Below are 24428 nucleotides of genomic sequence, written 5' to 3'. Positions count from 1 at the left end.
GCGCCGACCGGCACGTACTGGCGCCGCCACACACCGGATGACCCGGCACGACGGAAAAGCCGGGAACCAGGGAGGCCGCGGCGCCCGGAGACGCCGCGGCCCCGGAAGGGCCCGGGGGATCAGCTGACCGGCAGTCCCTTCAACGGGGTGAACCCGTACAGGTGGACGTCCACCGTGGTCACCTCGGCGGGCGGGGCGGTCAGCAGCACGAACTGCCGGATCCGCTTCCCGGGTCCGAGCTTGGCGGACACGCTCTCCGAGCAGACGCAGCTGCGTACGAAGTCGTCGTTGCCCGGTGTGGTGAGGGGGAAGTACCGGGTCTGCGCCGAGTCGGACAGCGTGAGCCAGAAGAACTGGGTCTTGTGGCCGTAGACCCCGCTGATCCGGTCCACGTCCGGGTCCCAGGCACCTTCCTCCAGCTTGACCTCGCCGGTGCCCGTGTTCCGGAAGTCGACGGTGGCGATGAGGGCACGGGAACTGATCCGGCGCAGCTCCACTACGTCGGCCTCCAGGCCGGTCAGCTTGCGCAGCCCCTCGGCGGTGGCGATCGGCGCGGCGGGCGAACCCGTGGCCGCCGGGTCCGTCGCGGTCGGAGCCGCCGGCGAGGGCGTGGCCGCGGGGGTGGCGCGGCGGTGGAAGACGACCTCGACCCGGCGGTTGCGGGCCCGGTCCTCGGCGGAGTGGCCCTTGACGGCGGGCCGGGTCTCCCCCTTGCCCTCGGCGTGGAAGCTCACCCCCGCGCCGGGTAGCAGCGCCGCAAGCGCGGCACGGACGCTCTCGGCGCGGCGCAGCGACAACTTCTGGTTGTACGCGTCGGAGCCGACGTCGTCGGTGTGGCCGGTGATCTGCACGGTCCCCGTGGCCTCGGTACCGATCCGCCCGGCCGTGCGGCGCAGTTCGTCCCGGGCCGCGGCGGTGAGCGCGGCCTTGTCGAACTCGAACAGCACATCGGTGTTCAGTACGATCTCGACCTGCTCGGCGTCCTCGGAGACCGAGGAGACGAGGCCGTACTGGCGGGTGGTCAGCGGCGCCGTGTTGGGGAAGTACGCGCCGATCGTCGCCGAGTCCGGTTCGCCCTCCAGCGGGGTGCCGGTCCCGGCGGCGGCGATGGGCAGCGGCGCGGTGAGCCCGGCCCCCTGGAAACCGACCGCCACGCTCGTCGTCTCCGGCGGCACGCGGTACACCGCCCACAACAGGACGGGGTTGCCCGACGTCGCCTTGGCGAAGTACTCCGGGTAGCTGCACAGGCAGTGCGCGCTGCTGTCGACGTCCCGTTCCTTCATCGGGTGGTAGACGGCGAAACGGAGGTCGTCCAGCAGGAAGAACCCGGAGAAGGCGCGGCTCTCGTCATAGGGCGTGGTACCGGCCAGGCCCTGGGCGCGCAGGCCCTCCAGGACCACCGGCCGGTTGTCCTGCCCGGCGCTGATCCGATATCTGGCGGTGACCGCGTCGGGCGCGGTGCGCTCCAGGCCGATCACGTCGATCCTGGCGGAGCCGTAGTCGCCGGAGTATCCGTCGCCGTACAGCGTGCCCAGGGCGGGAGCGGTGTCCGCGGCGGAGCCGGACGGCCCGGGAAGCGTCGGGGAGGGGTGTGCGGACGGTGGAGTGGCGGTCGGCTGCCCGGTGCCGGGCACGGTCGCGCACCCCGCCAGAAGCAGTGTGAGGGGGAGCGCGGCTCGGACAATGCTTCGTAAAACCACAAAAGCCATATATCAGATATGGCGCTATTGGGCGAAAAGAATTATCCGTATCGCGAATTTTGTTACATAATGTCTGTTATATAGTTATTTATCATTGTCAAACCAGGACGGCCGGCAGGTGTATCAGGGCGTACCGCCCGCCCCTGTCCGGGGTGTGGTCCCAGGAGGCCTCGATGCTCTTGGCCGCCGCCACGGAGAGGAAATCCCCGCGGACGTCGTCGTAGTGCACCGGCTCACCGGCCCCGCCGGCGGGCCGTCGTCGACCACCCGGATCCGGTCCACCAAGGAAGTGATATGCGATGTCCGACTTTTTCTCGTTGATCTGTTTGGCCTGCGTGTCGCGTACCGATTGCGCGTCGTAGCCGAGAGGGTCGGCCGTGTGATGGATGGTCATCCAGTGGTAGACGAACGCAAGGTCCCTGTTCTCGCTGAGGGGAACGGGGTTGCTCGCGTAGGGCCCCGTCGGTGGATTCCGCGTGGTGGAACTCCCAGCGGCGTAATGGCGGCTCGATGCGCAGCGGAGCGGCGCGTGCGGGATCAGCCGCAGCGTGGGCCCGCTGAATCGGCTGCCGTCGGGGCGCAGCACGAGCCCGACGAGGGCGGCCGTCCCGGCTGGCACATGCGGGCATCCAGCCGCTGCGACCTACGGCGCGATCTCAGTGACCTGGGCGTCGCCGACGTGAGCTTGGATCCCGCCGCTTCGCCGCCCGGCCGGGACTCCCGGCAGATAGCCGTACTCGTCACCGAGCGTGAGTGTGCCAACGGGCGGCGGGCAGATGGCCGGATCCGGGTGCGCTTCGCGGACCTCGTTCAGGTCTGGAACACGACCCAGGAGAGACGTCATGGGCAGGCGACAGCGAACTGACCAGCCTGATCTTCGCGTTCCTCGGCACGGGACGCGGCGCCCTGCTCGGCCAGACCGTCGGCCGTACCGGCCGGGCGGTGGTCGACTGGCTCGATGATCGCGGCCCGGAGTGGAAGGCCGCCGCCCAAGTAGTGGTCATCGACCTGGCGGCCTGCTACCGCACAGCGATCAGAAAGGCGCTGCCGCACGCCACCATCGTCGTCGACCACTTCCACCTGGTCCGCCTGGCCAACCAGACGCTCACCTCGGTGCGCCAGCGGGTCACCCCACTAGGAACGCGGAAGGCGCGGGCGCGCCACCGACTCAGGTGGGCCAACCGCCGCCGGCTGTCCCGCGCCCGTGAACGCCTGTCCGACCGCGGCTTCGTGCGGATAGGGGTTCTTCCGCGGCGGCCAGTTTCGTGGCTCACGGCCGTAGACGTAAGCCCGGCCCGGCCCGCTCGCTATCGCTGCGTGACTTGTACAAGACGAGCAGGCGCACCCTGGGCCGCGCTCCGGTGACCGTTCGTTCATCCGGCCAAGAGGCTCAGTCCCTTCCATACGCCTCGGCGGTGACGCAGGGGGCGAGATGTATGTATTTATCGCCAATAGCCGGTTTCTGATGACTTGTGGCCGCGGACTTCCAGTATCTTCGCGAAGCCTCGCTGGCGATGCGGGAGACCGTGGACCAGCATGATTTCGCGAGCTCCGACCTCATCCGCGATTTCGAGGAGCCCTCGCCTGTCGGCGTGGGCGGACAAGCGCATCATCTCTATCTGCGCCTTCAGAGGGATGCGCTTTTCGACACCACGGTCATTGAGTGAGATGGAGGCCGCCTGTTTCTCGGCCAGCCTGAGCAGCCTGGCGCCACCTGACTCCTCGTCCTGGTAGCCGGATAGGAACAGGGCGCTGCGCGGGTCGGGCAGGATCCGAGCGGCCCATTGGACGGCGGGGCCTCCGGTCAGCATCCCCGACGTAGTAATCACGACGCCGGAGGTGAACACATCCAAGTCCTCGGGGCGTCTGGCACGGGCCACGCCCCCACCGAAAACACATATGGGCGCGGATCGGCCGATGGTGATGCGCTCGAACGACGATGCGACGTCCGCGGCCATGCCGTCGATGAGCACGGGGACATGTGGAAGCCGGTCGCGCATGATCAGGGCCAGTTCCTGGGCCCGGCCGAGAGCGAACGCGGGAATGAGGACGCGCCCACCCGCGGTGTAAACCTCCTCGACGGCCCGGACCAGGTCGTTGACGCGGACCTCACGTGGGGAGTGCTCCTCGGCGCAGCAGGTGGACTCCATGATCAACAGGTCGGCGTCGCGTGCCGAGTCCGGGATGGCGTATCCGTCTACTGTCTCCTGGCGAAACCCGGATATGTCGCCGGTGACGACGACGCGCTGTTCTCCGGCCCGGACCACGACGCCTGCCGCACCGAGGATGTGCCCGGAGGGAAACAGTTCCACTGTGACATCGCCGATTCTGCGTGCGATGCCGAACGGAACCTCCTCGCAACACTGCGCGGCGGCCTCGACCGCGTCGCGCTGGTACAACGCCTCACCGTCCGCACCCCACCGGCGGTGAAGGCGTTCGCGCTCCCCCATGAGTTTGGCGGAGTCGGCCCACATGCGGGGCATCAGGGCCGTGGTTTCCGGAGTGGCGATGACGCGCAGGTCCGAGTGGCGTGCGACCAGGGCAGGGACGTAACCGCAGTGGTCGGTGTGCGCGTGGGTGACCACGACGGCATCGATCGACCCGGACAGGGCCCGGGCGATGTCGCGTGGCGGGAGTGCCGGGTCGCCGGGGCGGAGTCCAGCGTCGATCAGCAGACGTGTCTCCCCGGCCTCGATCAGCAGGCAGGATCCGCCGATCTCGGTCGCACCGCCGAGTGGATGCACCTGAAGACGCCGCTCCCGGGTGATGCCCATCACGGGGTGGCCGGAGGATCTCCGGGGTGGTGTGACAATCGCCTGCAGGGCAGAGACGAGGGCGTCAGTCTCGATGCCTGCGGCGTCGGCGGCGAGCTTGATGAGAGGAACGGGCTGCTCCGGCGGTGCGGATCGACGGTTGCGCGGATCCCGGGTTTCCGGTCCCTCATCTATGGAATCGGCCGGTCGTTGCAGGAGCCCCAGAAGACCGGACGCGGTGGCTCGCGGGTCCTGCAGCCGGCGTTGCAGAGCCGACAACTGGATGTCCAGCTCCTCGGCTCGCTTCTCCGCGTCGGCGAGCGCGGCGTTGGCGTTCCGCAGCGCCGCGACGGCGTGCTCGTGACGCCCTCTCGCCGTCTCCAGCTTGCCCTTGAGGTCGTGGAATCTGTCCTGGTATCGCTTGCGAAGCGTCTGCCGGGCCGTGTTCTCCCTGTCCAACTGTCCCACCAGCCGGAGTGCGGCCCGCACGACATCGGCGTCCGAGTGCAGCACCAGCGCGGCGACCGCTGACGAGTCCGGCTGGTCGGAAGGTGGGTACAGGCTCTCCCGGATTCGGTCACGAAACGCGGGTACGGCAAGCAGCGCATCGACGATCACCTGGCGCCGTTCGGCGGTAAACCGTTCGACGTCGTGTTCCTGTCCCGCAAGGCCCGGCCGGGACAGGAACACTTCGGCCGCCGCACGCAGGACCGGCAGCAGCGGGTCCGGCGTCATCCGGCGAATCCCATCCGCCGGGTGGTCTGCAGGAGAACGGGTTCCAGGCGGATCCTTCCGTCTCCCTGATCCACCACCGCGCCGAGAATCCGCAGTACTTCGATCAGGCCCGCGGTGGAGAGATAGCCCTCCTCCTGGAGTCCGGTCTCGGACAACGGATGTGTCTCGTCATCCTGCCCGGTCCAGGCCAGCAACTCGGCCAGCGTGTCAGGAGTTTCGGCGGCGTCGGCCTCGACGAGTGTGTGCCACGCGGCTCCGAGCGCCCTGCCGGAGAGTACGCCGGTCGATCGGACGAACTCCTCCGGAGCCCGCTCAAGGTACGAGCGGCAGGCGTCCAGGGCGTGGTCGCGGTCGGCGCTGCCGGTCAGCGCGCTGATCACCTTGCTGATCAGCAGCGGCCACCCCCCGGTGACGCGCAGCAGGGCGTCCTGGCTCGTTTCGTCCTGGAAGCCGAGCCCCGCCTCGTGCATCCACTGCCGGACGGACGGTCGGTTGAACCGCTGCAACTCGATCAGTTCGGCGGTGCCGATCAACTCACTCGCCCTGCCGTACGCCGGGTCGGGGCCGCGACCGGCGGTGAGCCACTCGGACGCGTGCTCGGGAGGTGCGATCAGGGCGACCGCGAGTGTGCCGTTGGTCGGCATCGTGATCGCCTTCGCTGCGGTACGCGCGACGGTGATCGCCTTTCTGGGCGGTTGGTCGGTGAGGTCCACGATCAGGATGCTGTGGTCGGAGTTCTGCTCGGCGCGACTTACCGCTCCCTCCCAGGTGAGACCGCCCGCTCCGACCCGCAGGACCTGCGCCTGCCGGTGTCTGGCGGCCGCGTCCTCAAGGGCGGTGGACACTCGGTTGATCTGCGTCGCGGGGGAGCCCGCGATCAGATGCAGGACATTGCGGGGCGTGAGCAGGCGCGTCACCTGGCTGCCGGTCAGCGGCGAGCGTTCGCCGTGCCCTTTGTAGGCCTCGCGATAGGACTGTGCGTCGAAGGAGTCCGGCCGTTCGAACGACTCCGCCTGGTCGAGCACCGCCTCGACCTCCTCGGCTCCGCCGAGCAGGTTGAGGATGTGCGGGGTGCGGAGCCGGTAACGCTCTCCGTCCGCCGCCAGCACGCCCAGATTGACGCACTCCTCCAGCAGGCCGCGGAAACCGTCGCTGCTGGAGTCGGTGAACCCTTGCGGCCACCACTCCTGGCACTCGCTGTGCAGTTCGTTGGCTGTGAGGGTGACGTCGATTCCTTCGTTGAGCGCGTGGAACGCCACGGTATAGGCGATGACCTTGTAGCGCTTGTCCAGGTTCAAGGTCCACTCGAACCGGTCACGGAATCCACGGGCCAGCTTGTTGTCCCGCCAGACCGCGTCGACGTCCTCTCGCGTGATCTCGTACGGCGGCGCCGCGTTCGGCGTGGAGATCCGGCGCAGCCGGGTGAGCAGCGCCTCGGCGAAGAGCTGGATGAGGGCCGGAGCGTTGTTCGCCTCGGCGATGACCCGTGCCGCCAGCCGGGTGGGGAAGCGGAAACCGAGCGCCGCCAGCGGTTTGGTGAGCAGGTTGTAGGCATCCTGAGGTTCGAGCGGCCCGACCGCGATGGGGGTGCCCAGATGGGTGAGAGGCTGGTTGGGGAGGCTCTGGAAGCGGGCGGTCTGATGCAGCCCCGCGAAGACGACCTTGACCCGGCGGTTCGTCTCGTTCATGAGGTTGCGCAGCGCCATGACGTTGGCGAACGAGGCGTCCCGCGCGTCCTTGTTCAGGAACTCATCGGCCTCGTCCAGCAAGATCAGCAGTTGACGTGTGTCGTCCTCGTCGATCCACTCCCGCACCCGGCGGCAGATCTCCTTGGGGTCGCTGAAGGACGCCGCGATTAGGGGCAGGACACCGGCATTGGCGAGCTTCTCCGCGAGCATCGGCCACAACGCGGTGACCGGGGCCAGCTTGCCGATGTCCTGGATGATCTCAGAAATGACCTTCCGATGCGGGTCGCGTTTGCGGACCTCGCGCTCGGCCTCGCGCAGCAGGGCGGACTTGCCCAGTTGACGGCCGCCGAACACGAATGACGATCCGGTCCTCCCAGTGACCTCGCGGAGCTGGTCCTGCCGCCCGTAGAACATCTCCTCGGGCACCTCGCCGGTCGGCGCGTACGGGTTCGCCGCGGTGAACGGTGCCAGCAGGCTCACCGCCGTCGCCCAGTTCGCGTCCGGCAGGCAGGCGAGATAGCCGATCATGGCGTCGTCGAGGAGCGCGGCCACCGGCGCGGGGCGTCTACGGCTCAGGGCCGCCAGCTGGCGGCGTTGCTCCGCGGAGAGTACGCCGAAGTAGAAGACGAGGGCCGTCTGGTCCTCCGGCTGATCCTTGAGCCATTCGATGACCTGCTGCGGCCCCGGCGGCTTCCACACCAGCAGCAGCCGGAGCCGGTCGCCGGACGGGCTCATCCGGGACCCGAAGCCCGGCAACGGCGAATCACCGATGCGGCGCACCTGGGTCAGCGTGATCCACAGCCGGTTCTGCTCCTCGCGCGGTGACTCCTGCTCTCCCTCCAGACCGATCATCTGCAGCACCTCGGCGACGGCGGACTTAAGGTTGCCCGCAGTCTTCGGCCCCCGCGCCAGGATCTGCCACCGGCGAAGGCCGTTCTCCGCCACGCCGCGCCGCCCGCGCAGGATGCCGGTCACCGACAGGCCGGTCCGGAGGAGAAGCCCGTTGAGGTCGGGGTCGGCGATCTCGCGGCCAGTGCTGAGCGCGTCGTGCAGCTTCTGCAGCCATTCCGCACCACGCTGCCGCCCTTTCAGCTGGGCGGATACGTCCTCGAACGCCTGAGGGAAGCCCGGGAAGAACCGCTCCAGGTGATCCACCGTGTCGGAGGTCTCGGGAAGCCGCTTTCCTTCGGTGACCTGCGCGATGGACTCGCGCGCCGTGGTCAGATCTCCCGCCTCGATGTAGCCCCGGATCAGCTTCCGCGCGGCGGCGACGTCTGCGTTGTCCTCACTCAGCCGGGTCAGGAGGTCGCGGGCGGCGGCGATCTCGCTGCCGCGGATGTTCGCCGCGTCCCGCTCCAGTTCGGACAGCGCGTCGGCGATGACCCCGAAGTCGTCGCGAGTGTCGTCGCCCAGGGCCTGGAGCGCGGTGGAGTAGCGGGTGGCGGCCACCTCGGGCAGTACGCCGTCCCGGCGCCATTCGGCGATCCGGTCGTGCAGGTCCTCGATCCGGTCGTCACGGTCATGCCGAGCCGACTCCACAAGCTTGTCCCGGCGGATCCGGAGCTCGCCGGCGAGAGACGGGTTCCGGTGCGTGAGGACCGCGAGCAGCGCCCGGGTTCCCTCGTGATCGCGTAGGGCGGCGCGCGCTTCGAAGGCCGCGCGCCAGTCGCGGTCCGGGACCGAGCAGAGCGTGAGGAGGCTGTCGACGGAAGGCGTCACCGGCGGGACGAGGGTGTCCGGGGCGATCCGGATCGTCGACAACAGCAACAGATCACCGTTGAGCACATGCGTGGGGAGCGGCTCCGACTGCGCCGGCGGCTCACCGTCCAGCAGGCGCTGCGTGTCATGGATCAGTGCGGCCGCGCCGGACGCAGCCCCGGCGACCAGGAGATCGGGTGATCCCGCCAGGAGCGACAGCTCCTCCTCGACCTGATCGCGGTACTGGTTGACGGCCTCACGCAGATCGGTCAGGTGCCTGACCACCCGGGAGACGCCGGAGTCGTCGGTGCGGAGCGATTCCATCTCGTGGACGGCCGCTGTCCAGTCCGCCGCGAGCTGCATGGCGTTGTTGATCTTTTCGATCAGTTTCGCGCGCGCTCCGGAGTGGATACGCGTGTTCCCCCGGCCGGCCGGGCGTGACTTGGCGGTCATGTCGATCATCCGGCCGATCGCGTCTCCTGTACGCAGATCGTCCAGCTCCTGGCTGACCTCCCGCACCCGGGCGGCGTCGTCGTGAGCGGTCAGGGACAGCAGCTTCCCCAGGCCGGCCGCGCGGTTCTGCAGGAGTGACTTCCACACTTCGGAGGCCAGGGCGAATTTGATCTTCTGGGACGGCCCCTCTTCGAGGAGTTTGTCGGCTGCGGCCGACGCGCATGCCCGGTGCTCCTCCGCCTGCGAGGCGTCGTACAGCCGGCCCGACAGGCCGGGCACCAAATAGGCGCCGGCCTCGGCGACCTTGCTGAACGCCTCGCCGTAGGCCGTCAGGCCGGGGTACCGGGAGAACACCGGGGCGAGCTCGTCGAACAGCTGGTAGACCTCCGCCGTCGGGTGGACGAGTCCGGCGCGCAGGGCGGCAGCCCAGGCGAGCAGATGCCCGGCGGTGTCGTTGCCGAGTGCTCTCATGGTCAGCCCGGCGGCCGATCCGGTGAACGCGGCCGACAGCGGGCCGGCGAACTGGCTCATCTCGGCGGCGATCGCGGCGCATCGCCGCGCGTTCACCTCGGCCTCCGGTCGACCGGCGGCCTCATGCAGCCAGGCGGCCAACCCGAACCGCCCGGCCCGCAGCGCGGACGCTTCCGCTGCGGCCACCCGGTCTGTGATCTCCATCGGCTCGGTGTCCGCAGGCGAGGCGTCGACGGGAGCCGGAGCTGGTTGGTCAGGCGTGCCATGCCGCGCCGCGGGGAGATTCACTCCCTCGGATGGGGGAGCAGCCTTCCCCGCTTTCGCTTCCGTCTGCGCAGGGGGTGTGGGGGCCGACTGTCGCACCAGCCTGCTGGTGATGAAGGCGTCCAGATCGGCCAACTCGTCGTGGTCCACGGCTCCGGCCGCGTCCTGCGCGCCGGACGAGGGAGACGGTACCGGTGGTTCTTTCTCGGGAACGGTGTCGCCGCCGTCGCCGTCCTCGTCTCCCTGGTTCCCGCCGTTTTCGTCGGCGGCGGTTTCCGGGTCAGGCTGTTCGTCGGCTCGGAGCTCCGGGTTCTGATGCGACGCGGCCACCGTGACGACGCTCTCGGGGATCTCGGCCGGAGCGGTCAACCGCCCCTGCACGGCGGCCGTGGCCACCGGCATCCAATGCGCGGGCGCCTCCTGCCGGAAGCGTTCCTGCAGGTCGTACACCTCCAGGACGGCATCGGGATCACCGGCCAACCGGATCAGTTCCGCCAGCGGCTCAAGGATGGGGGATTTGATGACCGCTGCCTCACGCACCTCCCGGAGGATCTCCTCCAGTGGGGCCGGACCGGTGACTTGGGCCAATGGGAGAATCAGACGATCTCGCGCGTCGGTGGCCGCCAGCTGGTCGAGTGTGCGCTGGAGACCGTCCGCCGTCGGCTCAGTGATCGGGGAATCGCCCATGGATTCCAGTTCGCCCCGAAGGCCGTCGAAATCCCGGACTCCCCGTACGACCGCGTCGACGTCCTCGTCGAGAGGGCGCGCGGCATCGGCCAGCGCCCGCTGGATGCGTCCGGCGGCGCTCGCCGCCGTCACAAACGTATCGCGCAGGGTGTCGAGCCGATCGCGGAGAGCCTCGACGGAAAGCCGATCGGGCTCCTGCTCGGATCCCGATTCCTGATCTCCCGCCTCATCGCCATGGGTGGCGTCGGGCTCGCCAGCGGGGACGTACTGCTGTCTTCCCGCGATGGTCCGTACGGCGGCATCATGGAGTTCCGGCAGCGTCACCGGGATTTCCGGGAGATCAGGATGTAGGTCCCGGAGTTCCCGCCATGCCGAGCGGACGGCATTCGCGGCCTGCGGCCCCAACCGCTCGGCGGAACCGACCAGCAGGGCGACCGCCACCGTGGACAACGGCATGTCGTGTCCGTAGACGTCGGCAAGCGCAAGATCGATGAGCGCGTCAGGGAGTGTCCCAGTGGCCAGCAGCGAATTGAGAAGTCCGGGGGATCGGCGCAGCGCCGCCTCGCCGGCCTCGCCCGCCTCACCGCGGCGCAGCAGCGAGAGGCAATCTTCACGGGTCATCTCGTCGTGGTTCCCGAACCCGGCTATTACGGGCGAGCCCAGCAAGCAGGTGAGCGAGCGGCGGCGTCTCCTGTCGTTGCCCTGGAGGACCCGGACCAGGCCGGTGGCCGCCGACCTGGTGATCGTCCGCATGTCACGAATCCCGGCGTGGCTCAGGATGTCCTTGCGGAGCGGCGCCGGGTAGTGGCGGATCGACATCACATCATCGATAGTCACCCGGGCCGTGATGTCCGCCAGAATCACATCGAACTGCGTGAAATCCGACAAATCGTGAACATGGCCCAATGGGGCTGTGTGGGGACTATGCGGGTCATTGCGGGGGGAGTTTCGCTGCATGCGACCTCGCCTTTCTTTTATCGCTGCATGGTGGACCATAAGCTGTGGAACCCATTGTTAATGGGCGAATAGCCAAAATTTGACATGATGGGTTTTATGTCGATTAGGAGCTGCTTGAGTCCGTTGAGTCCGTTGAGTCCAGAGTGAAGGGAGTCGGGCGACGCTTGGGCGCCGCCGGTCAGCTCAGAGAGGCGGTCACACGCCCGAGAAGATCGAGTCCCGTAGCTCGACGGCCGTGAGCCTGGTGCCCTTGGGCACGTCGGGCTGCGCGTAGCCGTAAGGGGGCTGGTTCTGCGGGTTGCTGTTCATACGGATCTTCAAGTTGGGGAGAAGCCAGAGGGTGCGGCCGATGGCGTTGTCCGCGTGCCAGGCACTGAGGAAGGCATCGACCACGAGATGGGCGCGGGAAACGCACGTTGAACTTCTCCGCTCCCCTACGGCGGGCGATCTCGTCGAGGCGGTCGGCCGCTTCGTTGAGCGGGTGGCCGGTGTGGGCTTTGACCTCCGCGATGACGATGCCGGGTGTGGTGGCGATCTGTTCGGCGAGCCGCACCGGCGTCGGCCGGCGGTCGGTGGCTGCAGGCCGCAGGTTGTAGCCCGGCGGCATGGCGGTCACGTCACCCGCCTGCCGGCGGCGCAGAGGTCACCGCGCCGATGAACTGTCCACGAGGATCTCGGCACACCGAGTGTCGGGCCCCAGGTCCACGAGCAGGAATTCGACCGCTCGTAGTTCGATGACCAGGACCTTTGACGGTCCGCCCGGATCACGCTGATCGGAATGCCCGGAGTGCACCCCCCAGCGGCCGTCGGAGACGACGTGACCCATGCCACCGTAGGACGCACGACGGCTCGCGTCTGTCACGGCCACAAGCGAGCCGCTCCCGGCCCAGCGCGCGATCTGTCCGCGCACGGCGGAGCTGTGCCTCCGAGTTGCTTCAGCGGCAGGGGGTGGGCGCTGGCCCTGAGGTGTCCGGCGATGGTTCGCGACCAGCACGTACGGCATCGTCCATCGTGTACGTCGCTACAGGCACCGCAGGGTGGCTGAGCCACCGACGGTTCTTTCTTCGGATCGGTCAGGGTCTTCAAGCTCTGCCAGGGGCGAGTCGGCGCGAACAACAGCGTCACTTGGTGCGCCTGCAAGGGGGTCGTGCGGTCGTTGACAGGGCCCGAAGGCGGAGGGGCCGGCGTCGCGGTCGTCATGTCGCAGGTCGGGTGTCCTCGCCGCCGCCCAGGCTGTCTTGGATCTCGACCTGCTTCTGCTCCACCACGGTTTTGATCAGGGTGGCCAGGCCCAGCGCGACTCCGGCGATGATGGCCGTGATGATCACCCACTCGACGGCTGAGGCGCCACGCGTAGGGGCGGTGCGGGCACGATGGACCCGAACGGCCAAGCAAGCCTGTAGGTAGATGGCCCAGGGGTGATTCACGAGGTTCGACATCCTCCACGGCGGCGCATGGGAAGGCTCACGACGTGCGCGGACACTTCGTGAGCCGTCTCATCTTGGCACTGATTGTGACCATCCATGTGTGGACTGTGTCTGACGGTGGCGGGGGTGGAAGAAGGAACCGATCTGGCAACTGGGGCTCCGCCTCTGTCTCGCCCTGGTATGAGCCGGGTTCTTGCCACCGCAGCGGGGGCTACCGCTGCCAGCGGCTGCGCGATCAAGATCGCCCGCGACTGGAACGTCCCGCACTCCGGCGTCGGGTATGTCGTCCGCTTCCGGGTCGACAGAGGCGCCCTCTCCCGGTGTACAGCAGGCAGGCGGCAGGGACGTCCTCGATGTAGGTCCGGGCCCAGGAATTGGCCGAGTTCAACGCCGCCATCGTCGGGCTGATCGAGGTCGTGCACGCGTTCCGGCGCGACATTGGTTCATGATCGGCAACCGGTACCTGCCTGTGGCCGGATGATGGCTGCGGCCGTTCTGTCGATGGGAGGAAGTAGTTGTTTCTGCGCGACCTGATGCGTCATCGAAGCCTTGAGGTTTGCGTCAACCATTACGGGCGGGAGAGCGGAAGACTTGGCGCTGGTGCCATTCGATGTTCGCGGCGTCGACGGGGGCCAGTCCCGGTTGCGGGATGCGGGTGGGGCGTTCGGCCAGGGCGAGGACCATCTCCTTGGCCGTCGACGTTCGGCCGACGAACTTCGCGGAGACACTGATGGTCCGCTCGGTGGTCAGGCCGAGGACGCCCTTGTCGAAGAGTTTGTGGTGGATCGCGCACAGGCACAGGCCGTTGGCGAGGTCGTCGGCTCCTTCGAAGGCCCACCAGCGGACGTGGGCGGCATCGAGACCGACGGGGGCGCCGTCCAGCCATCCGTCGTACTCGCAGAAGGCGCAGCAGTACTCGTAGGCCATGAGTACGTGCTCCCGGAAGGCGGGATCACGCCGGACCCCCGGACGCGCCTGGACGCCCATGGGATCGGCCGCGCCACGCGTTTCGAGGTCCAGGCCGGTGAGCAGGCAGATGTCGGCGTGCATGGAGGGTTCGAAGTTGGCGTCGAGCAGGTGCCGGGCGAGGCGTACGACCAGGTGGGAGTCATCGGACAGTGCGCGCAGGAGGTCGGGGTGGAGCCGGCCGGAGGCCTGGGCGTCACGCAGGCGGCCAAGTTCCGATCCAGGGCTCCCCGGGCCGTGCACGGTGTCGACGAGCCAGATGCCGTCGTTGGTCAGGTGGTGGAACGGGTAACCGGGGCTGGTGTCCCGTGGCGGTCCGAACTCCTTGAGCAGGCGCTTGAGGTCGGGTTCCGCTGCGCTGAACGGGATCGGCTCGCCGCCGTGGCGTTGGAAACGGCCGAGCGCGTAGAGCAGCAGGAGCGGCTTGTGTGGAGCGCGTTCGCCATTGCGCTTCCATGGCCGGATGTTGGAGATGCGCTCGATCCAGTCCATGACCGTCACCCTATGGTGATCTCTAATGCGATGAGGTGGAAGGGCGGTCCATCCAGGAGGTCAACGCGGGTGAGGCGCTTTGACGTGCGCGGCGGCGTAGAAGGTCACATCGGTCGTCCACGCGCCCCTGCCTGAACCCCCCGGGCAGTTCTGGTTGTAACAGCGCCAGTACCATCGGCCGTCCGTTCGCCGTCGTAGATCCACTTTGGTCTGTTGGCAGCGACCGCAGCGGGGCGGCCTGCTGAAGTCTTCTGCGTGCTCATGTTCAAGGATCTTGCGGGCGAAGTGGCCCCCGCGCAGGGTGAGCATGACCTCTCTGGTCCGCCTTTGGGAGAGCGCGTTGAGACTGCCCAGCATCACCACACGATCGTCGATGACGACGATCTTCTGGTGCATGACGTTGACCTGGACGACCGTAGGGACGATTGCGCGCAGCTCCGCCAGGCAGTCGGCGAAGCTCTGCTTCTGCTGCAGCGTGTCGCTGGGGTCTCGGACGAAGACGGTGACGTGAACCCCACGTGCCACCGCGTCTTCCAGAACAGGGAGGATGCTCCGTACGCGATCGGCGACCCAGGGGGACCATAACCAGATGGAGGTCTTCGCCTCGGCGAGACGGGCGCTGAAGGTCGCGTAGAACGAGCGCTCGTCGTCGACCGCGGTGATCTCCACATGCCGTGCGAGGACGTCGGCCAGCCGCGCGCCGAAGGGACCCAGGTTCGGCATGGCGGTAGTAGGTGGCGAGATCAAGGCGGTCGCTTCGACTGTCCGGATCTTCCGTTGCTTGTATAGCTCGGCGATGTGGCCGAGCGCGGTTCCCCGGCGAGCCTGCATGATGCGGTCGCGGCTTCCGATGATGTAGAGCCGGGTCTGGACCCGGGTGACGGCGACGTTGAAGAGCCGTCCGCCTTCGCGCTGCGACCGTCCGGCGTCCGGGTGTAGAGATGCCTGGGCCATCCACATGCCCGGGCCGTCCCTCTCTTCCACCATGTCGAAAACGACGACGGGGAATTCACGGCCCTGGAAGCGGTGCGCCGTACCGACTTCCGCGAGCCGGCGGTCACCCTGCTCGATGTCGCGCAGCGCCTCCAGTGTGGCCTCGGCCTGGGCTCGATAAGGGGTGACGATCCCGGTGGTCTCGCCGTCGTCCTGGTGGAGGTCGAGAAGAGCCCGGGAGAGCAGTATGCCGGCCGGCCACCATCCCCCACCCCGGCCCATACGGTGGATCTGGGCCAGTTCGTGCAGGTTGTCGGTGTTGATGAGGACGATTTCCGGGTCCTCCGTCGTACGTGGGCGCATCCCGCTTCCCGCTCTCAGGATGCCGCCGTAGGCCAGCCGGTTCGCCAGCTCCATCACCTGTGGGCCGAACCGGTGTTGCGTTTCCATGACCAGACAGCCGGGGTGCGTTCTGGCGGCCTCGGCTGAGGTGATGCCGCAGTGTTCGTAGACGTCAGGCAGCAGCCAGCGCCGAATATCCGGGCGGTTGCTTTCCTTGATCGTCTTGGGGAGGACCGCGCCGAGTTGCATGAAATCACCCAGCAGTACCGCACAGGTCGACGCCTTGGCTGTGGCGAGAAGCACTTCCGGCAGCGTCGCGGCACCGACCTCGTCGACCAGCACCACGTCGTAGGGACCCCGGAAGACGGCCTTGTTGGTGCGGAAGCGGGCCAGCGTGGTGGCCACCAGCCGGGCAGTGCCGATGATCTCACCCTGAGCGTCACGGGCCAGCCTTTCGTACTGCTCCTGCACCTCGCTGTGCCGTTTTTCCAAGGCGGCGCGGCGTGGGCCGTCCTGGGCCGCACGCCGACGCAGTTTCTCGGCCTCGGCGTGCTGGTCTGGCCAGCCGTGTCGGTCGCACTCGGCGACAAGCCCCTCCGCGGTCCGGGAGGCGACCTCGGCCTGGCGCAGGTTCTCAAGGCGTTCCAACGTCTCCCGCTGTGCCACTTGGAGACCGTTGAGATGGTCGACAGCCCGGCGCTCGGCATCCTGACGGCGACGGATCTCATCCTGGCTGAACGGGATGCGGGCGACGACCCCCGCGAGTGCCGCCTCTGTGTCCTGACGCAAGCGCTCAGCTGTGGTACGTGCGGCTGTGGCATGGGAACGGCGTTCGGCACGAATGGCCCGCGCCCTGGCGAGCCGGCCCTCGATCTCCGCCAGCTTGCTCCTGTCCCACCACCGGACTTTCCCCGAAGGCCGCCGCAGCCGCCCGATCTCCTGCTCGACGCGCATGCAGGCGTCATGAGCCAGTACAGCGTCGCCCTCCGCCTGGGTAGCGGCCTGCTCAACCTCCGCCACTTTCCGGCGCTGCGCTTCCACCAGCTGCCACTGGTGCTGTGACGGCGTCGCTTCTGCCGCCTCAGCCTGGGCCGCCTCGAACTGCTGTCGCGCGTGGGCGAGGGCGTTCGTGCCCGACTCCGCCGCCTGCTCGCACTCCTTCAGGGCTCGTACGAGCGACGGGGTGTCGAGTCCGGGCGTATGCAACCGGGATCTGGCCTTGTCGTAAGCGGACGCGTCGAAGCGGGTCAGCCGTGCTTCCAGATGGCGTAGCCGCTCGTCGTCGCGGCGCATCTCCATGAGGTTCATGGCCAGCGCACGCCGCTGCTCCTCCACCGAGGCCAGCTGGGCCCGCACCATCAGGGGCAAGCAGACCTGCGGATTCTCAGCGATCTCTCGGAGGTGCGGTGGCCCCACTCGGACGATCTGGCCGGGCTGATGGCGCCGCTCTCTGATGACGCCCAGCAGCGCGTTGTCGACCGCGATATTCGTGCTCGAGACCAGCAGCACGCGCTTACCCGCCGCGATCAGGTCGCCGATCGCGGCTTGCAGCAGCCGGGTCTTCCCTGTTCCCGGAGGTCCCCACACCAGCCACACTCCGGCGCCGAGACAGGCACGGTACGCCTGCGCCTGGGCGGGAAGGAGCCCGGCCGGCGCCGGAACCGTCGACAGGGTCCCGCCGATCTCGCCACGGGCCAGCAGGTTGGCGAGACCGCCATCGGTGAGCGTGTCGATGCCGTCTCTCAACGAGGTGATCAGGAACGTCGACGGCTGCGGTAGGCGCCAGACGTGGGGATCGGCAGGGTGGGCGAACTCCGCCACACGCACCCGCAGGAGCTGCCCCTCGACCGTCGCTTCCATCGCGGGAAAGCCGCCCTTGACGCTGCTTTCCTCTGCGCCTGCGACGCGAAGTTTGTCCAGTTGATCGGCACTCAGTTCCGAACCTCGGATGTCGACCACGAAGACACCGGGCTCTGCCGTGGAACGTGCGGGGCCGACGCGTCGCCAGCGCGGCGCCCGTCCACTTCCTCCCTCCGTCGCGATCCACTCGTTCAGTGCCGTGGTCATCTCATCGCGCCAGCCCAAATGGCCCCTCCGTACGAGCGACACCTGACGTTGCCAGACGCGCTGGCCCAATCAACAACTTTCCTGATAGGCGAGCCTAAATTACGTGATGACCTGCTTCGGCTCTCTTGCCGGCTGGCATGCCGATTCCGGCATATTCGGTCCGTTGTAATGGCCGGAAAGGTTCCCGGTAAATATGAATTGGATGACCTTTTCGGATGGTGACGGTCGAGGAACCGGGAGGCATCCGCGGGGCGCCAGGTCGTCCGGCGGGCCGTAGGTCTCGCGCAGACATGGGGTGAGGCCGCCATGCTCGCCACGCCCCACACGCTGTGACGCCCTGATGTCCGTATGTTCGCCATCCCGCTGACGGGTGACGGCAGGGCGGCTTACGCTTCCGCGTGATCGCTACGCACCCCAGCGCATGATCACGAGGATGGCGAAGAAGGAGATGCCGTGAAAGCGAACGAGACCACACTTCGCCGACTCATCCAGGGCGACCAGCAACTGCTCGTCCCGCTGTACCAGCGCCAGTACACCTGGGAGCGTCCGCAGCTGGCGCAGCTGTGGGATGACATCAAGGTCCAGGTTGACGCGCTGGCCGAGGGGAGGGAGGCAGCGCCGAGCCACTTTCTGGGCTCGGTGGTACTGGCACCCGGACCGGATCTTGCGCCAAGCCGGTCGCAGTGGATCGTGGTGGACGGACAGCAGCGACTGACCACACTGATGCTCGCGCTGTGCGCTATCAGGGATCATCTGGCGGCGGAGGACCCGAAGCACCGCGAACGGATCAACGAGCTGCACCTGATCAACAAGTGGCAGCACGGAGAGAAGCGGTACCGGTTGCTGCCGACCCAGAGTGACCGGGCGGCGTTCATCGCGTGCGTGGACGGGGCGCAGGAGGGAGGGGCCGCCGACAGCCTCGTCGGCAATGCGTATCAGTTCTTCAAGAGCATGCTCGTGGAGTTCGACGATCCGGCCGATCCGCACGACATCGAGCGGGTGGAGTCGGTGCTGCTGGACCGGCTCAACCTCGTGCAGATCCTGGTGGAGAAGGACGACAACGCGTTCCGCATCTTCGAGTCCATCAACAACACCGGCATGCGGCTCAGCCAGGTCGACCTGATCCGCAACTACGTGTTCATGTGTCTGCCGACGCGGGGCCAAGACGTCTACGACGACTACTGGCTGCCGATGCAGAAGCGGTTGTCGCCCAAGGCGATGGAACAGCTGATGTACCTGGTCCTGGTTCTCAGGGAGGGGGACGAGGCGCAGTACAACGCCGTCTACCGGGGGCATCAGCAGATCCTGCTGGAGCTGGCGGGCGACGAGGCGAAGGTCGAGGAGTACGTCAAAGAGCTCCACCGCCGTGCCCGCCACCTGGAGCAGATCCTCGCTCCCAAGGATGACTCTCCGACAGCGCGACGGCTGCGGTTCCTCAATGAGTGGCATTCCACCACCGTCTACCCGCTGGTGATGCGCCTGCTGGAGTTCCGCGAGGACCACGTCATCGACAACGACGACGATGTCGCCGAAACCCTTCTTTGCGTGGAGAGTTTCCTCGTTCGCCGCCTGATTGCCGGGGTGACCACCGGAAACCTGAACCGGATCTTCCAACGGCTCGCAGTGCAACTGTCGGCTGATGAACCGTCGATACCGGAAGCCGTCCGCACCGCGCTGTCACCGGCGAGGCTCTACTGGCCTGCCGACGACCAGCTGCGCGAGGAGATCCGTAGCCGGGCGTTCTACTGGCAAGGGCGTGCGACGCAGCGAAAGCTGGTCCTGCGCCGCCTGGAGGAGTCGCTCGGCAGCAAGGAACGGGTCGACCTGTCCGACAAGGGGATCAGCATCGAGCATGTGCTGCCGCAGACCCTGACCGCCGACTGGTTTCGCGAGCTGTCGGCCGCCAGCGACGACCCCGGCATGCTGCACCGGCAACTGCTGCACACTCTAGGTAACCTGACCCTCACCGGGTACAACTCGGAGCTGAGCAACGGATCCTTCAGTGAAAAGCGCAAGCTGTTGGCGCAAAGCGGACTGGTGATGAACCAGGAGATCGCCGCCGCCGAATCCTGGGGCAAGGCGGAGATCCTCGCCCGGGCTGACCTGCTCGCCGATCGCGCGATCAAGATCTGGCCCGGCCCGGAGGAGATTGACCGCGGCAGCGCCGCCTCCCGTGACTGGACACTGCTGCACAACGCGCTGGCCGCGCTGCCACCCGCGACCTGGACTTCGTACGCGGATCTCGCCGAGCTGATCGGCTCGCACGCCGTTCCCGTCGGGGTGCATCTGGCCACCGTTCCGGTGCTCAACGCCCATCGGGTGCTCACCCTTTCGGGCCAGGTGTCGGAGAGCTTCCGCTGGACGGACGCCGAAGACGACAGAGATGTGCACGAGGTCCTGCGCGCCGAGGGGATCAAACTTGACGAAGCGAGGCGCGCTGACCCGGGCCAGCGCGTCAGCGCTCGTGAGCTCGCGGAGTTGCTCGGACTTCCCGCTGCGGCCGACCTGGCAGAGATCGAGTTGCGCGGCGAGGCCGAATCGGACGCCGAGGTCGTCGGAGAACGCGCGCGGCGCTTCTTCGAGCAGCTCAACGAGCAGAGTGGACCCCAGGCGGCCGGTGCGGTCCAGCGGGTGCTGGAGCACTGGCGCACGCACGGTGGAGAGGTCGAGTACGGCACCTCGGCGGGTGCCTCGTGTGCTCCCATCATGAAGGTCGCCGGCAAGACGATCCACGTCATCCGCTTCTACGCCGACACGGCGTCGATTCCCTTCGGGACGCTCAAGAGGCGCCCCCCGTTCGACGACCCGGCGCTGCGCGAAAAGCTAAGGCAGTGGCTCAACCAGGCGCCAGGCGTCGACATCCCCGTAGGGAAGCTGGAGCTGTATCCCTCGTTCAAGGCCACTCAACTCGTCAACGTCGGCGTCTTCGACATCGTCGTTGCCGTACTTGATTGGTTCGCCGCACAGGTGAAGGCCGCCACCTGAGCAAAGGTGAGCCGACGCCCTGGCTGCCTCGCCAGCCTTTCTCAGTTCGACTGACATCGGGGAGGCTTGGTGGGCAGCCGCGGAGATCGCTGTCGTGCTCGAACCAGATACGCGCGGTTCGCGGGGCCTCCATCGGTCCCGAGCCCACACTCCGAGTCCCGGTTCCACTGTGGCGAAACTTCATCAGCAGGAAGGATCAGCGAATGGTTGTCGTCAGGCACTCCCTTTCGGACCTCGAAAGCCGCCTGGTCTCGGTGGCGGCTGACCACGGCTTCACGCTGGCAAGGGAGCCCGTCAAGTACTACTGCGAACTCGAGCATCCCAAAGGCGTGGCCGTCTATCTCAATCGCCAGCGGACCCCGTTGAATGTGATCGCGGTGATGATCCACCCGGAGGCGGACCTGTCCCGACTGGCCGACGTGATGGGCCTGGCGGTCTCCTCCGGAGTACGGCACGGCTCGAACATGCGCAGGTTCCCGAAGAGGATCCACACCGGGAAGGCTCCGATCTCCTACGCGTACGTTGTCCACGCCGAACCCCGGACTACGTGGCCGGCGTGATCCGCCGCCATCTGCAAAGCCATCGGCACGCGCTGGCGCAGGCTCACACTTGGGCGACAAGCCCTTCTCGCCCTGGTTCACCTGCGTAAGAACGAGACCTACGCCGAGATCGCCGCCGGTTTCGGCGTCGGTGTCGCCACCGCCTGGCGGTACGTCACCGAGACCGTCGCGCTGCTCGCAACGCGCGCCCCCAACCTGGACCAGGCCCTACGCGCGGCGAAGAAGGCCGGCTACCCCTACCTCGTGCTCGACGGCACCCTGATACGGATCGATCGTGTGGCCGCCGACCGGCCGTACTACTCGGGAAAGAACCGCTGCCACGGGATGAACATCCAGGCCCTGGCCGCTCCGGACGGCACCATCGTGTGGGCCTCCGGCTCCCTGCCCGGCTCCGTGCACGACCGGAGCGCCGCCCGGATCTGGGGCATCATCCGCCGCCTGAACGCCGCCGACATGGTCACTCTCGCCGACAAGGGCTACGTCGGCGCCGGCGAACCAGTACGCGTGCCCTACAAGGGCCGAGGCAAGCCCGTCGGGCAGAAGATCGCCAACTCAGCTCCCGCCAAGCTCCGCGGTCCCGGCGAGCGGGCCAATGCACAGCTGAAGAACTGGCGCATCCTCCAGAAACTACGCCGCTGCCCCAAACGAGCAGGTCAACTCGTCAAAGCCATTCACGTCCTTCAGGCTTGAGAAGCAGGATGAAAACGGCTCAGTGTTCCTCTGGGCCCGAAAGGCAGCGCCGCAGACACGTGTCGCGTCCGGGCGCAGTCGTCGTACTGTCCAGTTTCGGGCCCGCACGATTTCAGGTGGCTCCGAATGATGGTGGCCACATCTGCGGAGTAATCTGCATTTTCAGTGCGAGCTTCTCCTTCAGGTCCCCTTACCTCCCGTCACAGGCGTCGGCCGACTGTGAGGACGACCGACCAGTGGCGGGTGAGTTGTCCGTCCGGGCGTGCGGCGAGGCGGCGGCGTATCTCCTGGTAGAGGTGTTCCCGCTTGGCCGGCTCCATGGCGATGTGGCCGGAGAACGTGTCAAGCAGAGCGATGTATTCGTCCGCGGTGTAGCGCAAAGCCCATACGTAGAGTCTCGTCCCGACCGCCGTGAAATGTCCGGAGGCATCGAGTTCGGTGGCGATGGGGTTGGGCAGGGCCTCGGGCGGTGGCGGTGGCCACGGGCCGTCATGGCTTTCGCCGATTTCCTCGTAGACCTTCTGGATCTCGGTGAAGAACGGGTCGAAGCCCGCCGGCATCGCGTGGTCGGCGTTCCACACGGCCAAGTGGCCGCCCTCGGTGAGCAGCTCGGCTGCTTTCGCGTACTTGACCTCCGGGTCCACCCACTTCCACGCCGTGGCCGCGTAGGCGAGATCGAAGCGGATCCCTGCCGGCGGCTCCCAGTCTTCGAATGACGACGTGATCACGGAAACGTCGGCGAATTCGGCGAGGCGGCGCCGTGCCTCCGTCGCCAGAGCATCGCCGAGCTCGACCGCGGTGATTTCGAAGCCCATCCGCGCCAATGGCAGCGTGGCTTTCCCCGGACCGCATCCGACTTCGAGCAGGTGCGCGGGTGGCGTGATCGCCGTGATCGCAAGCAGGTCCGAATACAGCTCGGCCGGGTAGTCGGGGCGTGCGTTCTGATAGGAGCCGGCCGCGCTGTCGAAGGTGGTTCGCAGCCGAAGATCGTGTGACATGATCCAATCTTGATAGCGCGGCAACGCTGCTGTCACCGCATTATCCTGCTCTGATCTGATGCTTGGGTGGCAGTTGTGATCCGGGCGTTGCGTATCGCCTTCCTTCGCGGATCAGGAAGTAATCCCGGGCCGGGCGATATCCGTACCGATCGAGGAAGGCGTCGCGGCTCGCCTCGTCGTACTCCTCGATCGCTGCCGGAACCTCCACCACGGCAGGTGCCGCGCCGGCGGAGTATCGCGCGGCGACGCCGCGCGGGCGATGACCATCACAGAGGCGACCGCCCCGTAGACCGCCACAGGCCACGACGCGTGGTCGCTGGAGGCGTACAGCGCGGTCGCGATCGCGGGGGCCAGGCCGCCGCCCAGCGCGGAGCCGACTCCACGCCGTAGGGCGCCGCCGACCCACGCCGTACAGGGCGGGGCCCACTTCATGCCGTACAGGGCGGAGCCGCCCCACTCGCCACCGGCCGCGAAGCCCTGAACGATGCGCAGTGCGACCAGCAGCGCCGGGCGCTCTCGTGAAACTTTCATTTGCTGTTTTCGCGTTCCGCAACGTCAGCGAGCGCAGGACCGAAATCTCCGCGATTCACGGCGAGAGATGCGCAAAAATCACCCCATCAATGCAGAAGAACGGATAAGGTCCGGTTTCGGAATGTTGGTCGGACATTGAGTTGTATTCGGATGCCGTAACGCCGTGCGTCGCGTATTTCGGCGTGGTCCGGATGCGGCGCCGCGATCCGATGCATTCCTCCAGGTCCCACAGCGTTCACGGCGGCGACGTCGGAAGGAAGGTACGAGCTTCATGACGGCCCGTGGCGACATTCCGCACTCCCCGCCGCGCCTCGCTGACGGGGATCCGGCCACGGAGCACCCCGGCCAGGCGCGCGCCGCCGCCCCACGCGGATGGGCCGCGCACCTGTGGTGGATCGCCCTCGTCGCCGGGGTGGCCGGTTTCGCGTTCGTGTGGCTGGCCACGCCGCACGGCCGGGAGATCGGCGCGGCCTGGGAACTCGGCGTCAAGCTGCTCGCTTTCGCCTTCCTGTGCTGCGCGATCGCGTTCTTTCCCTGGGTGTCGCCGCGCCTGTACTGGCTGCTGTACGTCCCGTTCGTCTTCTTCACCGGGTACGTGATTCCGCGGGTCAGTTACTTCTACTACGGTGACGTCGCGCGCGCCGAGGGCGACAGCTTCTACACCCATCTTTACCTGCTGTTCTATCCCGGGATCGTGCTCACCGTCGCCGCCGCCTACCGCATCGGCGGTGGAAGCCCGGGGCGGTGCCTGAAGATCGCGATCAGCGGCATCGTCATCGTGTTCTCCGGCTTTCTCGACATCATGTGGCAGCTCGTCAATCCGGTCGGCATTCCCGACGTCATCGACGCGCCACACATCAACGTGCTCACCGGTGGGCCGATCCCGTTCGGCGCGGCGGTCCTGTTCACGCTGGCACACGTGCCGATCGTCGCCGGGATCAACCTGCTCCCGCTGGACCGCTGGATCTCCCGCCTGCTGGGAAGCGGGGCGTCCACGCCGGCGCGGTGACCGATGCCGGCGGCCCCCGCCC

Annotated in this window: 13 protein-coding genes and 1 pseudogene; 5 read left to right on the top strand and 9 right to left on the bottom strand. The window is 67.5% G+C overall.

Translation table 11 applies throughout. From position 1 onward, the window contains the following. Positions 1-119 precede the first annotated feature (119 nt). Positions 120-1634, bottom strand: a complete 1515-nt coding sequence (locus IMZ11_RS25945) for an OmpA family protein (RefSeq protein WP_228645019.1) — start codon at positions 1632-1634, stop codon at positions 120-122. Positions 1635-1797: 163 nt separating this feature from the next. Further along, positions 1798-2319: a hypothetical protein gene (locus IMZ11_RS25940; RefSeq protein ID WP_228645018.1), complete on the bottom strand. Its 522-nt coding sequence runs from the start codon at positions 2317-2319 to the stop codon at positions 1798-1800. Positions 2320-2453: 134 nt separating this feature from the next. On the opposite strand from IMZ11_RS25940, the gene IMZ11_RS25935 reads away from it, so the two are divergent. After that, positions 2454-3065, top strand: a complete 612-nt coding sequence (locus IMZ11_RS25935; protein WP_228645017.1) for a transposase — start codon at positions 2454-2456, stop codon at positions 3063-3065. 77 nt (positions 3066-3142) lie between these two features. On the opposite strand, the gene IMZ11_RS25930 is transcribed toward IMZ11_RS25935, so the two are convergent. The 5 genes from IMZ11_RS25930 to IMZ11_RS25915 all read right to left on the bottom strand — a co-directional run bounded on the left by IMZ11_RS25930 (position 3143) and on the right by IMZ11_RS25915 (position 17633). Continuing rightward, a complete protein-coding gene (locus IMZ11_RS25930) occupies positions 3143-5188 on the bottom strand; it encodes an MBL fold metallo-hydrolase (RefSeq protein WP_228645016.1) in 2046 nt (681 codons plus the stop codon). Next, positions 5185-11286 carry a hypothetical protein gene (locus tag IMZ11_RS25925; protein ID WP_228645015.1) on the bottom strand — a complete coding sequence of 2034 codons (6102 nt, stop codon included), beginning with the start codon at positions 11284-11286 and terminating at the stop codon, positions 5185-5187. The genes IMZ11_RS25930 and IMZ11_RS25925 overlap by 4 nt, the downstream gene beginning before the upstream one ends. 1316 nt (positions 11287-12602) lie before the next feature. After that, the gene (locus IMZ11_RS45505; RefSeq protein WP_255707102.1) at positions 12603-12734 is read right to left on the bottom strand and encodes a hypothetical protein; all 132 of its coding nucleotides are present in this window, start codon (positions 12732-12734) and stop codon (positions 12603-12605) included. A 660-nt stretch (positions 12735-13394) separates the two neighbouring features. After that, positions 13395-14291, bottom strand: coding sequence for a phosphorothioated DNA-binding restriction endonuclease (locus tag IMZ11_RS25920; RefSeq protein WP_228645014.1), 897 nt, complete (start codon positions 14289-14291; stop codon positions 13395-13397). Positions 14292-14351: 60 nt separating this feature from the next. After that, entirely contained in the window at positions 14352-17633 is a 3282-nt protein-coding gene (locus IMZ11_RS25915) for an AAA domain-containing protein (RefSeq protein WP_228645013.1), read from the bottom strand. Between the two features lie 453 nt (positions 17634-18086). Here IMZ11_RS25915 and IMZ11_RS46335 point away from each other — a divergent pair, with 453 nt between their 5' ends. The 3 genes and pseudogenes from IMZ11_RS46335 to IMZ11_RS25900 all read left to right on the top strand — a co-directional run bounded on the left by IMZ11_RS46335 (position 18087) and on the right by IMZ11_RS25900 (position 21868). Beyond that, entirely contained in the window at positions 18087-20618 is a 2532-nt protein-coding gene (locus IMZ11_RS46335) for a DUF262 domain-containing protein (protein ID WP_228645012.1), read from the top strand. A 203-nt stretch (positions 20619-20821) separates the two neighbouring features. Next, complete coding sequence (locus tag IMZ11_RS25905) at positions 20822-21178, top strand: hypothetical protein (protein ID WP_228645011.1); 357 nt, start codon at positions 20822-20824, stop codon at positions 21176-21178. Further along, positions 21166-21868, top strand: a pseudogene (locus IMZ11_RS25900) (transposase family protein). The gene IMZ11_RS25905 and the pseudogene IMZ11_RS25900 overlap by 13 nt, the downstream one beginning before the upstream one ends. A gap of 200 nt (positions 21869-22068) precedes the next feature. Here the strand turns inward: IMZ11_RS25900 and IMZ11_RS25895 are convergent. Then, positions 22069-22902 (bottom strand): trans-aconitate 2-methyltransferase, encoded by an 834-nt coding sequence (locus IMZ11_RS25895; RefSeq protein ID WP_228645010.1) that lies wholly within the window; start codon positions 22900-22902, stop codon positions 22069-22071. 75 nt (positions 22903-22977) lie between these two features. Beyond that, a complete protein-coding gene (locus tag IMZ11_RS25890) occupies positions 22978-23397 on the bottom strand; it encodes a hypothetical protein (RefSeq protein WP_228645009.1) in 420 nt (139 codons plus the stop codon). Positions 23398-23668: 271 nt separating this feature from the next. Here IMZ11_RS25890 and IMZ11_RS25885 point away from each other — a divergent pair, with 271 nt between their 5' ends. Next, complete coding sequence (locus IMZ11_RS25885) at positions 23669-24406, top strand: hypothetical protein (protein ID WP_228645008.1); 738 nt, start codon at positions 23669-23671, stop codon at positions 24404-24406. Positions 24407-24428: the final 22 nt, after the last annotated feature.

It is taken from the genome of Microtetraspora sp. AC03309 (assembly GCF_020826795.1).
GTDB classification, from domain to species: domain Bacteria; phylum Actinomycetota; class Actinomycetes; order Streptosporangiales; family Streptosporangiaceae; genus Microtetraspora; species Microtetraspora glauca.
This window is presented reverse-complemented; position numbering and strand designations above follow the sequence as displayed.

Bases quoted from the DNA above. Each gene is read 5' to 3' on its own strand.
- IMZ11_RS25930 (WP_228645016.1), bottom strand. From the start codon at position 5,188: ATGACGCCGGACCCGCTGCTGCCGGTCCTGCGTGCGGCGGCCGAAGTG.
- IMZ11_RS25920 (WP_228645014.1), bottom strand. From the start codon at position 14,291: ATGGACTGGATCGAGCGCATCTCCAACATCCGGCCATGGAAGCGCAAT.
- IMZ11_RS25915 (WP_228645013.1), bottom strand. From the start codon at position 17,633: ATGACCACGGCACTGAACGAGTGGATCGCGACGGAGGGAGGAAGTGGA.
- IMZ11_RS25905 (WP_228645011.1), top strand. From the start codon at position 20,822: ATGGTTGTCGTCAGGCACTCCCTTTCGGACCTCGAAAGCCGCCTGGTC.
- IMZ11_RS25890 (WP_228645009.1), bottom strand. From the start codon at position 23,397: ATGAAAGTTTCACGAGAGCGCCCGGCGCTGCTGGTCGCACTGCGCATC.
- IMZ11_RS25885 (WP_228645008.1), top strand. From the start codon at position 23,669: ATGACGGCCCGTGGCGACATTCCGCACTCCCCGCCGCGCCTCGCTGAC.